Consider the following 14071-nt stretch of genomic DNA (forward strand, 5'->3'; position numbering starts at 1 on the left):
GGTCTGTAAACCCCTGCAAGCAGGTGCCTTCGCCAAAAACCTATCGGTCCGGCCCGCCGCGCGGACAATCGGGCACCGACAGTGGCTAACGGGACTCACTGTCGGATCCCTACAGAATTAACGGCCACGATCCGCCCGGGGAGGGCCACCGGGGGCGAAGGCCGGGCCGCGGAACGCAAACGTGTGGTCCGGGCGCCCGCCCGCGCGACATGATCGGACCCGACAGGCCACGACAGCAGGGAGACCTCCGTGCCTCATTCCATCGACGAAGCCTTCACGGCACTGCCGCTGCGGGCACTGGCCGACGCCGCGCTGGCACGAGCGCGGTCGCTCGGGGCCGAGCACGCGGACTTCCGGTTCGAACGGGTGCGCAGCGCCGCGTGGCGGCTGCGGGACGGCAAGCCCTCGGGGTCCTCGGACACGACCGACCTGGGGTACGCGGTACGGGTCGTGCACGGCGGGACCTGGGGGTTCGCCTCGGGTGTCGATCTGACACCGGACGCCGCCGCCAAGGTCGCGTCCCAGGCGGTGGCGATGGCGAAGCTGTCGGCGCAGGTGATCAAGGCCGCGGGTTCCGACGAGCGGGTCGAGTTGGCCGACGAGCCGGTGCACGCCGAGAAGACTTGGGTCTCGTCGTACGAGATCGACCCCTTCACCGTGCCCGACGAGGAGAAGACAGGGCTGCTCGCCGAGTGGAGCGCGCGGCTGCTGGCGGCCGAGGGGATCAACCACGTGGACGCCTCACTGCTGACCGTCCACGAGAACAAGTTCTACGCCGACACCGCGGGAACCGTGACGACCCAGCAGCGCGTGCGGCTGCACCCGCACCTCACCGCGGTCTCCGTGGACGAGTCGACGGGCGAGTTCGACTCCATGCGCACCCTCGCGCCGCCGGTCGGCCGCGGCTGGGAGTACCTGACGGGAACCGGCTGGGACTGGGACGCGGAGCTGGCCGGCATGCCGGAGCTGCTCGCCGAGAAGATGCGCGCGCCGAGCGTCGAGTCGGGCATGTACGACCTCGTGGTCGACCCGTCCAACCTGTGGCTGACCATTCACGAGTCCATCGGGCACGCCACCGAGCTGGACCGGGCCCTCGGGTACGAGGCCGCCTACGCGGGCACCTCCTTCGCCACCTTCGACCAGCTGGGCAAGCTCAAGTACGGCTCCGGGCTGATGAACGTCACCGGTGACCGCACCGCCGAGCACGGCCTCGCGACGACCGGGTACGACGACGAGGGCGTCGCGGGCCAGTCCTGGGACCTGGTCAAGGACGGGACGCTGGTCGGGTACCAGCTGGACCGGCGCATCGCCAGGCTGACCGGGTTCGAGCGGTCCAACGGGTGCGCCTACGCCGACTCGCCCTCGCACGTGCCGGTGCAGCGCATGGCCAACGTGTCGCTCCAGCCGGATCCCGCGGGGCTGTCCACCGAGGACCTGATCGGCGGTGTGGACCGCGGGATCTACGTCGTGGGCGACCGTTCCTGGTCCATCGACATGCAGCGGTACAACTTCCAGTTCACCGGTCAGCGCTTCTTCAAGATCGAGAACGGGCGGATCACCGGCCAGCTGCGGGATGTCGCCTACCAGGCGACCACCACCGACTTCTGGGGCTCGATGGCGGCCGTCGGCGGTCCGCAGACCTATGTCCTCGGCGGTGCCTTCAACTGCGGCAAGGCCCAGCCGGGCCAGGTTGCGTCGGTCTCGCACGGTTGCCCTTCGGCCCTCTTCATGGGCGTCAACATTCTGAACACCACGCAGGAGGCCGGCCGATGACCGCCCGTACGAACAAGCCGCACGAGATCGTCGAGCGTGCCCTCGACCTGTCCCGCGCGGACGGGTGTGTGGTCATCGCGGACGAGCACTCCACCGCCAATCTGCGGTGGGCGGGCAACGCACTGACCACGAACGGTGTCACGCGCGGGCGCACCCTCACCGTCGTCGCGACCGTCGACGGCAAGGAGGGCACGGCGTCCGGGGTCGTCTCCCGTTCCGCCGTCACCACGGACGAGCTGGAGTCGCTCGTACGGTCGGCGGAGGCCGCCGCCCGCGGCGCGGGGCCGGCCGAGGACGCGCAGCCGCTGGTCACGGGGGTGCCCCAAGCGCCGGACTTCACCGACGCGCCCGCCGAGACCTCGTCGGCCATCTTCGCGGACTTCGCTCCGGCGCTCGGCGAGTCCTTCGCCCGCGCGCGTGCGGGCGGCCGCGAGCTGTACGGGTTCGCCAACCACGAGGTCGTCTCGACCTATGTGGGTACGTCGACGGGGCTGCGGCTGCGGCACGATCAGCCGAGCGGCACGCTGGAGCTCAACGCCAAGTCGCCGGACCGGGCGCGCTCGGCCTGGGCGGGACATTCGACCCGGGACTTCAAGGACGTCGACCCGGCGGCGCTGGACGCGGAGCTCGCCCGGCGTCTGGCGTGGGCGGAGCGCCGGATCGAACTGCCGGCGGGCCGGTACGAGACGCTGCTGCCGCCGACCGCGGTGGCGGATCTGCTGATCTACCAGATGTGGTCGGCCGCGGCCCGGGACGCGGCCGAGGGCCGCACGGTGTTCAGCAGGCCCGGCGGCGGCACCCGCGTCGGCGAGAAGCTCTCCGAGCTGCCGCTCACCCTGCGCAGCGATCCGCACGAGCCCGGTCTCGAGACGTCGCCCTTCCTCATCGCGCACGCCTCGGGCGACGACGCGTCCGTGTTCGACAACGGCCTGCCGCTGAACGCCACCGAATGGATCAGCGCGGGCGAGCTCAGGCATCTGACGACGACCCGGCACAGCGCGGGACTGACCGGTCTTCCGCTCGCGCCGTCGATCGGGAACCTGATCCTGGACGGCGGCGCCGACCGGTCCCTCGAGGAGATGGTCGCCGGCACCGAGCGCGGGCTGCTGCTCACCTGCCTGTGGTACATCCGGGAGGTCGACCCGGCGACCCTGCTGCTCACCGGCCTGACCCGGGACGGCGTCTACCTGGTCGAGAACGGCGAGGTCACCGGCGAGGTCAACAACTTCCGCTTCAACGAGTCACCGGTGGACCTGCTGGGCCGGGCGGCGGAGGCCGGGCGCACGGAAAAGACGCTGCCGAGGGAATGGAGCGACTGGTTCACTAGGGCCGCGATGCCCGCCCTGAGGGTGCCGGACTTCAATATGAGCTCCGTCAGTCAGGGCGTATAACCTCGTAGCCGGTGGTCGTTCGACTGCCCCAGGATCATCCAAGGAGATACGAGAACCGTGACGGACATCGTCGACGAGCTGAAGTGGCGCGAGCTCATCGCCCTCTCCACGGACGAGGACGCACTGCGCAAGGCGTTCGCGGACGGTCCTGTCACGTTCTATTGCGGCTTCGACCCGACCGCGCCCAGCCTGCACCTCGGCAACCTCGTGCAGATCCTGACGATGCGCCGGATCCAGCAGGCGGGCAACCGCCCGCTGGGCCTGGTCGGGGGCGCCACGGGGCTGATCGGCGACCCGAAGCCGACCGCGGAGCGCACGCTGAACGATCCCGAGGTGGTGGCCGGCTGGGTGGCGCGGCTGCGCGGCCAGATCGAGAAGTTCCTGGACTTCGAGGGCCCGCACGCCGCGACGATGGTCAACAACCTGGACTGGACCCAGGGCCTGTCGGCCATCGACTTCCTGCGGGACATCGGCAAGCACTTCCGGGTCAACAAGATGATCTCCAAGGAGGCCGTTTCCCGGCGGCTGCACTCGGACGCGGGTATCAGCTACACCGAGTTCAGCTACCAGATCCTGCAGGGCATGGACTTCCTGGAGCTCTACCGGAGGTACGGCTGCACGCTGCAGACCGGCGGCAGCGACCAGTGGGGCAATCTCACGGCGGGCGCGGACCTGATCCACAAGGTGGAGCCGCACGTCGCGGTGCACGCACTGGCGACGCCGCTGATCACCAAGGCGGACGGCACCAAGTTCGGCAAGACGGAGTCCGGCACGGTATGGCTCGACCCGGAGCTGACCACGCCGTACGCCTTCTACCAGTTCTGGCTGAACGCCGACGACCGGGACGTCTCGAAGTTCCTGCGCATCTTCAGCTTCAGGTCCCGCGAGGAGATCGAGGAGCTGGAGAGGCAGACCGAGGAACGCCCGCAGGCCCGCGCCGCCCAGCGCGCGCTGGCAGAGGAGCTGACGACGCTGGTGCACGGCGCCGACCAGACGACCGCCGTGGTCGCCGCGTCCAAGGCCCTCTTCGGCCAGGGCGAACTGGCCGAGCTGGACGACAGGACGCTGACCGCGGCCCTCGCCGAGGTGCCGCACATCCAGGTCGCCGAGCCGGGCCCGGTCGTGGACCTCTTCGCGGAGGTCGGTCTGGTGGCCAGCAAGTCCGCCGCGCGGCGCACGGTCAAGGAGGGCGGCGCGTACGTCAACAACGTCAAGGTGACCGCCGAGGATGCGGTCCCGGCGACGGACGACCTGCTGCACGGCCGCTGGCTGGTGCTGCGCCGCGGCAAGAAGAACCTGGCCGCGGTCGAGATCACCGGCGCCTGACCCCACGCCCGTACGCCTCGAGAAGGGGGCGGTCGCTCCGGCGGCCGTCCCCTTGTCCGCGGCGTCATGCCCGCTCTCTGCGCCTCCCCCTCATCGACGTGTACACCATCTCGCCCAGGAAGACGAGGACGACCGCGGCGGCGAGCTGCAGACCATGGCGGCCCCAGTCGATACCCCGGGTCTCCGCGATACCGATGGAGCGAGCGATCGCGTTGCCGATGATGCCGCCGATCAGGCCCATCAGAGTGGTCAGCCAGAGCGGGCTGTGCTGTTTGCCCGGCAGGATGAGCTTGGCCAGCAGGCCCAGCACGAATCCGACGATGATCGCCCACAACCAGCCCATGGCTGCCTCCTCGTACGGTGCGTGAGCAGTACGCCCAGTTTCGGGCTGTCCGCCATACGGCGCATGTCGGGTACGCCCGTACGCGGTAGACCGCAGCGCCTTCGCGCAGACAGACCGTGCCCCGGTCTCGAAGGCGGCGGATGCGCGGCGTAACGTTATGGGTGTTCGGGCCCGGCTTCTGACAGGGCGCGGGCGCGGTACGGGCTGGGGAGTGTCCGAGGCAGGCGGGTGGTGGAATGTGATGCGGAAGCTGAACAGCGGCGGTCACGCCGAGGTGTTCCGGATCACGGGTGCCCGGCAGGGTCTCGCGGCGGACGTACGCGGCCGGCAGCGCCGCTATGTCATCTCGATGGGCATCCGCACGGTCTCGGTGATCCTCGCGGCCACGCTGTGGAACGTCTCCCGGCCGGTCGCCGTGGTCGCACTCGTCCTGGGGGCCGTCCTCCCCTATGTCGCGGTCGTCATCGCCAACGCGGGGCGGGAGAACGCTCCGTCACTCCCGTCGACGTTCGTCAGTGCCCCGATGCGCCCCATGATCACTTCGCAGCAGGAGGAAGGCACCTCACGCCCGGGCGAAGCCACCCATGACAAGGGCGCCGCGGAATCCATCCCGGAAGACGTCCAGGCCGAATCCGCGGCGGGCGTCCGGAGCGAAACACGCGAAAGAACCTGATCACGGGCCCTCGCCAGGCGCTGAATCGCACCCGGCGCCAAGCTCAGGAAAAGCTCAGATCAATCATGTTGTTCCGGTGCCGGGCAATGGGTTACCCGTGACATACTGCGTACGCGCTCCGCATCCCCCGTCGGAGCGACAGACCGACGCCGGGCAGCTCCCCCCGTGGCTGCTCGGCGTCGCCTTTGATGAGCACGTTAGGGTCGTGGATGTGATGGTCCCTGACCCTGAATCGCCCATGTGTTCCGCCAAGGGCTGCCGTGCGGACGCCGTGTGGGTGCTCGCCTGGAACAACCCGAAACTGCACACGCCCGAGCGGCGCAAGACGTGGCTGGCGTGCGAGGAGCACCGCGAGCATCTGTCGAAGTTCCTGAGCGTGCGGGGGTTCTTGAAGGACGTGGTGAAGCTGGAGGAGTGGGAGTCCCCCGGCACCGGCACACCGACGGACTGAGTCAGCCGCCGATCGCCGACATCGGCCGCTCGGGCTGCAGGAACGACGGGTCGTCGAGCCCGGAACCGGCCTTCTTCCCCCACATCGCGAGCCGCCAGATCCGGGCGATCTCCTCGTCCGGGGCACCGGAGCGCAACGCCCCGCGCAGATCGGTCTCCTCGGTGGCGAACAGGCACGTCCGTATCTGGCCGTCGGCCGTCAGCCGCGTACGGTCGCAGGCCGCGCAGAAGGGCCGGGTCACCGAGGCGATCACGCCGACGCGGTGGGGGCCGCCGTCCACGATCCAGCGCTCGGCCGGGGCGGAGCCACGTTCCCCGGCGCCCTCGGGGGTCAGTTCGAAGCGGGTGCGCAGCGAGGCCAGGATGTCCCCCGCGGTGACCATGCCCTCGCGCTTCCAGCCGTGCTGGGCGTCCAGGGGCATCTGCTCGATGAAGCGAAGCTCGTAGTCGTGCTCGACGGCCCAGGCCAGCAGGTCGGGGGCCTCGTCGTCATTGAGGCCCGGCATCAGCACGGAATTGACCTTGACGGGCGCCAGCCCCTCCTCGCGGGCGGCCATGAGTCCCTCGATGACGTCCTTGTGGCGGTCCCGGCGGGTCAGCGCCTTGAAGACGTCCGGCCGCAGGGTGTCCAGTGAGACGTTCACCCGGTCGAGGCCCGCCGCCTTCAGAGCCGCCGCCGTCCGCCTGAGGCCGATGCCGTTGGTGGTGAGGGACATCTGCGGGCGGGGACTCAGCGCGGCGGCCCGCTCGACGATGCCGACGAGACCCGGGCGCAGCAGCGGCTCGCCGCCCGTGAAGCGGACCTCCTCGATCCCGAGGGAGGTGACCGCGATGTCGATCAGGCGGACGATCTCGTCATCGGTCAGCAGATCGGGCTTGGCCAGCCACTGCAGGCCCTCCTCGGGCATGCAGTACGTGCATCGCAGATTGCACCGGTCGGTCAGCGAGACTCTCAGGTCGGTGGCCACCCGGCCATAGGTGTCGATGAGCACGTGGGCCCCCTCCCTCGTCGCGATCACACATTTTCCGTTCACTGCGAGCCTACGTGACCGCACCGACACAGACCTCGGAACGAACCCACCAGACACACGGCGGCCGCGTCGTAGGGATCTACGACGCCGGCCGCCGTGTGCGGGTCCGTCAGTGCGCCCCGGTGCCGGTCAGCGACCGGACCTCCAGCTCCGCGTACTTTCCGGCGTCCGGCTCCTCCTTCGACAGGAGCGTGCCGAGCCAGCCCAGCAGGAAGCCGACCGGGATGGAGATGATCCCCGGGTTCTCCAGCGGGAACCAGTGGAAGTCGACGTCCGGGAACATCGACGTCTCCTTGCCGGAGACCACTGGCGAGAACAGCACCAGGCCGACGGCCGTGACCAGGCCGCCGTAGATCGACCACAGTGCGCCGCTGGTGGTGAACCGCTTCCAGAACAGGCTGTAGAGGATCGTCGGCAGGTTGGCGGAGGCGGCGACCGCGAAGGCGAGGGCGACCAGGCCCGCCACGTTCAGGTCACGGGCGAGGGCGCCCAGGGCGATGGACACGGCGCCGATGCCGACCGTCGCCCAGCGAGCCGCCCTCACCTCCTGCTGTTCGCTCGCCTGTCCCCGCTTGATGACGTTCGCGTAGATGTCGTGCGCGAACGACGAGGAGGAGGCCAGGGTCAGGCCGGCGACCACCGCGAGGATCGTGGCGAAGGCGACGGCCGAGATGGAGGCCAGCAGGATCGCGCCCCAGTTGGAGTCGACGCCTCCCAGATGCAGGGCGAGCAGGGGCGCTGCCGTGTTGCCCGCCTTGTTGGAGGCGATGATCTCGTCCGGCTTGATCAGCGCGGCGGCGCCGAAGCCAAGGGCGAGGGTCATCAGGTAGAAGGCGCCGATGAGGCCGATGGCCCAGTTCACGGACTTCCGGGCGGCCTTGGCGGTCGGCACCGTGTAGAAGCGGATCAGGATGTGCGGCAGTCCTGCGGTGCCGAGGACCAGGGCGATACCCAGGGAGATGAAGTCCAGCTTGGTCGTGCTGCTGGCGCCGTACTTCAGGCCGGGCTCCAGGAAGGCCGAGCCCTTGCCGCTGTTCGCCGCGGCCTTGCCGAGCAGGTCCGAGAGGTTGAAGTTGAACTTGAGGAGCACCAGGAAGGTCAGCAGCAGGGCGCCCACGATCAGCAGGACCGCCTTGACCATCTGCACCCAGGTGGTGCCCTTCATGCCGCCGATGGTCACGTACACGATCATCAGAACGCCGACGAGGGCGACGATGCCGATCTTGCCGCCGTCGCTGGTGATGCCGAGCAGCAGGGAGACCAGGACGCCCGCGCCCGCCATCTGCGCGAGCAGGTAGAAGATCGACACGACGATCGTGGAGGTGCCGGCCGCCGTGCGCACCGGGCGCTGACGCATGCGGTACGCCAGCACGTCGCCCATGGTGAAGCGGCCGGAGTTGCGCAGTGGCTCGGCGACCAGGAGAAGGGCCACCAGCCAGGCGACCAGGAAGCCGATGGAGTACAGGAAGCCGTCGTAGCCGGCGAGGGCGATCGCGCCCGCGATGCCGAGGAAGGACGCCGCGGACATGTAGTCGCCGGAGACGGCGAGACCGTTCTGGAAGGCGGTGAACTGGCGGCCGCCCGCGTAGAAGTCGACGGCGTTCCTGGTCTGGCGGCCCGCCCAGACAGTGATGACGAGGGTCGCGAGGACGAACACCGCGAACAGGGTGATGATCAGCGACCGGTGCTCGCTCGCCTCACCGGCGGCCAGGACGAGTTGGGGACTCATGCGTCGCCCTCCATCCGGGACTTGATGGCTTCGGCCTTGGGGTCGAGCTGCGCGGCCGCGTGCCGGGAGTACCACCACGCGATGAGGAACGTGGTGAGGAACTGGGCGAGGCCGAGCACCAGGGCGACGTTGACGTTGCCGAAGAGCTTGGTGCCCATGAAGCCGCCCGCGTAGTTCGACAGCAGGACGTAGACCAGGTACCAGGCGATGAACGCCACGGTCAGCGGGAAGGCGAACGACCGGTGGGAGCGGCGCAGTTCACCGAATTCGGCGCTCTCCTGGACCGTTGTGAACTCCTCGGTGGACGGCAGGCTGCGTGCTGCCCTCGAGGGGGGAGGTGCGTCGGTAGCCACGGAGTCTCCTCGCGTTGCGGGTGCGGTGACGGCGGTGGTCGGTCGGCGGCGAGTGTCGGTCGCCGATGGTCCGACAGGGGGCCTCGATGGTCCTCGTGCTCCCTGCACAAGGTCACGGCGCGGCGCGTGCACCGGTTCAACTCGCTTTAATTCTTTTTTACGTCGTCCTCCGAAGTCATTGCTGATCAGTCGGAGCGGCAGATAGCTTCGCCCTGCACCACCCGTCATGCACCTGCCGGACACCACCCGTGTTCCGGCTCGTTCAGTTTCCGGATGATGTGGAGATCCCATGGCTCATCTGCGTTCCAGACGCCGGCTCGCTCTCGCTGTGCCGGTCGTGCTGTCGCTCACCGCCTCCCTGGGCTTCCTGCCGGGTGCCGCGTCGGCGGCCCCGCGTGGCGCCACCACCGCTCAGAGCGCCGAGGGAACGGAACTCGCCTACGTCGTCAACACCCGGACGGACCGTCACACCATCTCCTCCGTGCAGCACGCGATAGCCGCGGCCGGCGGCTCGATCGTGGTGACGTACGACAAGATCGGTGTGATCGTCGTCCACTCCGCGAACCCCGACTTCGCCAAGACCCTGCGTACCGTTCGCGGGGTGCAGTCCGCGGGCGCGACCAGGACGGCGCCGCTGACGGCGGCCGGCACGACGGACGAGGGCGCCGCGCAGTACCTGACGAAGGCGCAGGCGACGAAGCTCGGGAACGCCTCGGCCGCCGCCGGTGAGAGCGAGCCCCTCGAGGCCGACCAGTGGGACCTGCGCGCGATAGGCGCCGACAAGGCGGCGAAGATCAACCCCGGCAGCCGCAAGGTCACGGTCGCCGTCATCGACACGGGCGTCGACGACACCCACCCGGACCTCGCCCCGAACTTCTCCGCGTCGCAGTCCGCGAACTGCGTCGGCGGCAAGGCGGACACCTCGTACGGCGCCTGGCGCCCGGCGAACCCCGACCACTACCACGGCACGCACGTCGCCGGTGAGATCGCGGCCGCCCGCAACGGCATCGGCGTCGCCGGTGTCGCCCCGAACGTCAAGGTCGCCGGCATCAAGGTGGCCGACCCGGTCACCGAGCTCTTCTACCCCGAGAGCGTCGTCTGCGCGTTCGTGTTCGCCGCCGACCACGGCGTCGAGGTCACGAACAACAGCTACTACGTGGACCCGTGGCTCTACAACTGCATGGACGACCCCGACCAGCGGGCCATCGTCGACGCGGTCGACCGGGCCCAGCTGTACGCCCAGCGCAAGGGCACCCTCAATGTGGCCTCTGCGGGCAACTCCAACGACGACCTCGACTCGCACGCCCTCGTCGACGCGTCCAGCCCCGACGACTCGACCGCGGTGACCCGCACGGTCGACCCGCACGAGTGCTTCGACGTCCCGACCCAGCTCCCGGGCGTCGTCACGGTCAGCGCGACCGGGGTCACGAACGCCAAGTCGTACTACTCCAGTTACGGCGACGGTGTGATCGACGTCGCGGCCCCGGGCGGCGACAAGTTCAAGATCCCGGACACGCCGTCGAAGAACGGCCGCATCCTCTCCACGATGCCGAACAACCAGTACGGCTTCCTGCAGGGCACCTCGATGGCGTCACCGCATGTCGCGGGCGTGGCCGCCCTTCTGAAGTCCGCCCACCCGTGGGCGACCCCGGCCCAGCTCCAGGCGCTGCTCAAGGCGCAGGCGGACAACCCGGGCTGCCCGACCGACCCCTACGACGGCGACGGCAACGGCGTCGTGGACGCGACCTGCGTCGGCGGCAAGCGCGTGAACGGGTTCTACGGCTTCGGGATCGTCAACGCCCTGCGTGCCGTCAAGTAGCCCTTCACCAACACCGAACCCCCCGCACGGCTTGCGACAACCGGTACAGCGAACGAACTGGAGACTCCATGACAGCGCCGCGCAAGCGCTCCCGCCGCCTCGTCGCTCTTCCCCTCGGGATGGCGATGGCGACCGCCCTCGCCTTCCTGCCCAACGTCACCGCGTCCGCCGCGGAGACGGCCCCGAAGGCGTCGACGGCGGATGCCACCTCGCTCAGCTACGTCGTCAACGTCCGGCCCGGGCACGGCACCTCGGCGCGTGTGAATCGGGCCATCGCCGACGCGGGCGGCACGGTCGTGGTCGCCTACGACGAGATCGGCGTGATCGTCGTCCACTCGTCGAACCCCGACTTCGCCAAGACCCTGCGCACGGTTCCCGGGGTGCAGTCGGCGGGCGCCACCCGCAACGCGCCCCTGCCCGCGCAGTCGACGACCGACGTGGGCACGCCCAAGGCGCTCACCGCCGAGGAGGTCGCGAGCGCGCAGGCGACCGACGGGCAGGACCCGCTGGAGCCCTTGCAGTGGGACCTGCCGGCCATCAAGGCGGACAAGGCGCACGAGAAGACGCTCGGCAGCCGCAAGGTCACGGTGGCCGTCATCGACACCGGCGTGGACGACACGCACCCCGACATCGCACCGAACTTCGACCGTGACGCGTCCGTCAACTGCGTCACGGGCAAGCCGGACACCACCGACGGGGCCTGGCGGCCGACCGCGGCGGAGAGCCCGCACGGCACGCATGTCGCGGGCGAGATCGCGGGCGCCAAGAACGGCGTCGGCATCACCGGTGTCGCGCCGGGGGTGAAGGTCGCCGGCATCAAGGTGGCGACGACGGCGGGCTACTTCTACACCGAGGCCGTCGTCTGCGGATTCGTCTGGGCGGCCGAGCACCACGTCGACGTCACCAACAACAGCTATTACACCGACCCCTGGTACTTCAACTGCGCCGACGACCCGGACCAGAAGGCGCTCGTCGACGCCATCACCCGGGCCTCGCGGTACGCGGAGCACAAGGGCACGGTCAATGTCGCGGCCGCGGGCAACGAGAGCTACGACCTCGACGCGGACTCCATCACCGACCCGGTCTCCCCGAACGACGGCACGCCGAGCGACCGGGTGATCGACCCGCACAAGTGCTTCGACGTCCCGACCCAGCTGCCCGGTGTGGTGACGGTCGCCGCGACGGGCGCGAAGGGCATCAAGTCGTCCTTCTCCAACTACGGCCTCGGTGTCATAGACGTGGCCGCTCCCGGCGGTGACTCCACCGCCTACCAGACCCCCGCCCCGCCGGCCACCAGCGGTCTGATCCTCGGCCCGCTGCCCGGCGGCAAGTGGGGCTACATGGCGGGCACGTCCATGGCGACCCCGCATGTCGTCGGGGTGGCCGCCCTCATCAAGTCGACGCATCCGCACGCGTCCGCCGAGCTGGTGAAGGCCATGCTGTACGCCGAGGCCGACGCGACGCCGTGCACGGACCCGTACGACATCAACAAGGACGGCAAGATCGACGCGGTGTGCAAGGGCTCGAAGAACCACAACGGGTTCTACGGGTGGGGCACCGTGAACGCGCTGAAGGCCGTCACGAAGTAGCCGTGCCGGCATAGGACCGCACACGTCGGGAGGGCCCGCCAGGGCCGGGCCCTCCCGACGTGTTGATCCAATACACCCTGCATAGTGCCCTCATGACGGATATCGACGTGGCGTGGGCGGCACTGGGCGGGGATCCGGCTCTGACGGCGAGGATCTCGACCGTCGTACGGGAGGGGGCGCTGCCCTCGCGGCTGACCGTACGGGAGATGGCGCGGGCCTGCGTCGGGGTGTGCGCGCTGGCCGCCGCCGAGTGGGGCGCGCGGCGGGCCGGACTGTCGGCGGTACCTGGCGTCCAGGCCGACGACGCGGCCGTGGCCACGGCTTTCCACAGCGAGCGGCATCTGCGGCTGGACGGCCGGGAACCCGTCAACTTCGCCCCGCTGTCCCGTTTCTGGCGCACCGCGGACGGATGGGTGCGCACGCATGCGAACTATCCCCATCACCGGGAGCGGCTGCTGGCGGTGCTCGGACTGGCGGCGGACGCGTCCGTGGAGACGGTGGCCGCGGCACTCTCCGAGCGGTCGGCCGTCGAGGTGGAGGAGAGCGTGTACGCGGCCGGCGGACTGGCGATCGCGCTGCGCACGCCTCAGGAGTGGGCGGCGCACGAACAGGGGCACGCCGTCGCCGCACACCCGCTGGTGGGCCGTGAGCGGCTCGACGACGCGCCCGTACGACCGCTCGTGCCGCTCTCCGGTGAGCCGCTGCTGCCGGCCGCGGGCCTCCGGGTGCTGGACCTCACCCGGGTCATCGCCGGACCGGTGGCCACCCGCACACTGGCGCTGCTCGGCGCGGACGTGCTGCGCATCGACAGCCCGCAGCTGCACGAACTCCCGGACCAGCACGCCGACATGGACATCGGCAAGCGGTCCGCCGTGCTCGACCTGGCGGCGCCCGCGGACCGCCGGAGCTTCGAGGAACTGCTCGCGCAGGCGGACGTGGTCGTCACGGGTTACCGGCCCGGCGCGCTCGAGCGGTTCGGGCTGGCTCCCGGGCACCTGGCCGAGCGGCGCCCGGGCCTGGTGGTGGCGCAGTTGTCGGCGTGGGGCGCGTACGGACCGTGGGGCGGGCGGCGCGGCTTCGACAGCCTGGTGCAGGTCGCCACCGGGATCGCGGTGACCGAGGGGTCCGCCGAACGTCCTGGCGCGCTGCCCGCGCAGGCCCTCGACCACGGCACGGGGTATCTGCTGGCCGCGGCGGTCCTGAGGTCCCTCACCGACCAGTCGGAGGAGGGCGGCAGCCGCGCCGTGCGGCTCGCGCTCGCACGGACGGCGGCCTGGCTGACGGACGAGACCACCGAGGACGCGGGGCACCCCGGGCACGGCGAAGCGGCGTACAAGGACGCCGGCCCCTGGCTCGCGGAGACCGGCAGCGTGCTGGGCAGACTCCGGTACGCCCGCCCACCGGTCCGCTTCACGGACGGCCCCACGGACTGGACCCGCCCACCGGGCCGGTGGGGCCGGGATCCCGCACGGTGGAGTGCCTCTACCGTCTGAGTCGGGTGAGTCAGGAGGCCGTCTCCACGTCCTGCTTGCCGCCATGCTGCCGCAGGTGGGGCGGGCTGCCCCGGCGGGCGCCCTGCCCGGAGAGGCGCTCC

The 14071-nt window shown here is 70.2% G+C and carries 12 protein-coding genes; 8 read left to right on the forward strand and 4 right to left on the reverse strand.

What is annotated here, in order from left to right; genetic code table 11:
- Positions 1–249: 249 nt before the first annotated feature.
- From ABZ904_RS30210 to tyrS, 3 genes are read left to right on the forward strand one after another with little or no spacing between them, the layout of a single operon-like run.
- Complete coding sequence (locus ABZ904_RS30210; protein WP_359398888.1) at positions 250–1773, forward strand: TldD/PmbA family protein; 1524 nt, start codon at positions 250–252, stop codon at positions 1771–1773.
- Complete coding sequence (locus ABZ904_RS30215; RefSeq protein ID WP_359398886.1) at positions 1770–3164, forward strand: TldD/PmbA family protein; 1395 nt, start codon at positions 1770–1772, stop codon at positions 3162–3164. Before ABZ904_RS30210 ends, ABZ904_RS30215 begins: the two co-directional genes overlap by 4 nt.
- A gap of 57 nt (positions 3165–3221) precedes the next feature.
- A complete protein-coding gene (gene tyrS, locus ABZ904_RS30220) occupies positions 3222–4490 on the forward strand; it encodes a tyrosine--tRNA ligase (RefSeq protein WP_359398884.1) in 1269 nt (422 codons plus the stop codon).
- A gap of 64 nt (positions 4491–4554) precedes the next feature.
- On the opposite strand, the gene ABZ904_RS30225 is transcribed toward tyrS, so the two are convergent.
- Complete coding sequence (locus ABZ904_RS30225) at positions 4555–4833, reverse strand: GlsB/YeaQ/YmgE family stress response membrane protein (RefSeq protein WP_359398882.1); 279 nt, start codon at positions 4831–4833, stop codon at positions 4555–4557.
- 241 nt (positions 4834–5074) lie between these two features.
- On the opposite strand from ABZ904_RS30225, the gene ABZ904_RS30230 reads away from it, so the two are divergent.
- The gene (locus tag ABZ904_RS30230; protein WP_359398881.1) at positions 5075–5506 is read left to right on the forward strand and encodes a DUF3099 domain-containing protein; all 432 of its coding nucleotides are present in this window, start codon (positions 5075–5077) and stop codon (positions 5504–5506) included.
- Between the two features lie 214 nt (positions 5507–5720).
- On the forward strand, positions 5721–5957 hold the full coding sequence (locus tag ABZ904_RS30235; protein WP_359398879.1) for a hypothetical protein: 237 nt from the start codon (positions 5721–5723) through the stop codon (positions 5955–5957).
- A 1-nt stretch (position 5958) separates the two neighbouring features.
- Here ABZ904_RS30235 and moaA read toward each other — a convergent pair whose 3' ends face one another.
- The 3 genes from moaA to ABZ904_RS30250 all read right to left on the reverse strand — a co-directional run bounded on the left by moaA (position 5959) and on the right by ABZ904_RS30250 (position 9069).
- Entirely contained in the window at positions 5959–6948 is a 990-nt protein-coding gene (moaA, locus tag ABZ904_RS30240) for a GTP 3',8-cyclase MoaA (RefSeq protein WP_359398938.1), read from the reverse strand.
- Between the two features lie 148 nt (positions 6949–7096).
- A complete protein-coding gene (locus ABZ904_RS30245) occupies positions 7097–8716 on the reverse strand; it encodes a cation acetate symporter (RefSeq protein WP_359398877.1) in 1620 nt (539 codons plus the stop codon).
- Positions 8713–9069 carry a DUF485 domain-containing protein gene (locus tag ABZ904_RS30250; RefSeq protein WP_359398875.1) on the reverse strand — a complete coding sequence of 119 codons (357 nt, stop codon included), beginning with the start codon at positions 9067–9069 and terminating at the stop codon, positions 8713–8715. Before ABZ904_RS30250 ends, ABZ904_RS30245 begins: the two co-directional genes overlap by 4 nt.
- Before the next feature lie 289 nt (positions 9070–9358).
- Between ABZ904_RS30250 and ABZ904_RS30255 the strand changes: the two genes are divergently transcribed.
- From ABZ904_RS30255 to ABZ904_RS30265, 3 genes are all read left to right on the forward strand, one after another.
- Positions 9359–10888, forward strand: a complete 1530-nt coding sequence (locus tag ABZ904_RS30255) for a S8 family serine peptidase (RefSeq protein ID WP_359398873.1) — start codon at positions 9359–9361, stop codon at positions 10886–10888.
- Between the two features lie 68 nt (positions 10889–10956).
- A complete protein-coding gene (locus ABZ904_RS30260) occupies positions 10957–12477 on the forward strand; it encodes a S8 family serine peptidase (protein WP_359398871.1) in 1521 nt (506 codons plus the stop codon).
- Positions 12478–12569: 92 nt separating this feature from the next.
- Entirely contained in the window at positions 12570–13970 is a 1401-nt protein-coding gene (locus ABZ904_RS30265) for a CoA transferase (protein WP_361826781.1), read from the forward strand.
- Positions 13971–14071 lie beyond the last annotated feature (101 nt).

Source organism: Streptomyces sp. NPDC046900 (assembly GCF_040644975.1).
Classification (GTDB): domain Bacteria; phylum Actinomycetota; class Actinomycetes; order Streptomycetales; family Streptomycetaceae; genus Streptomyces.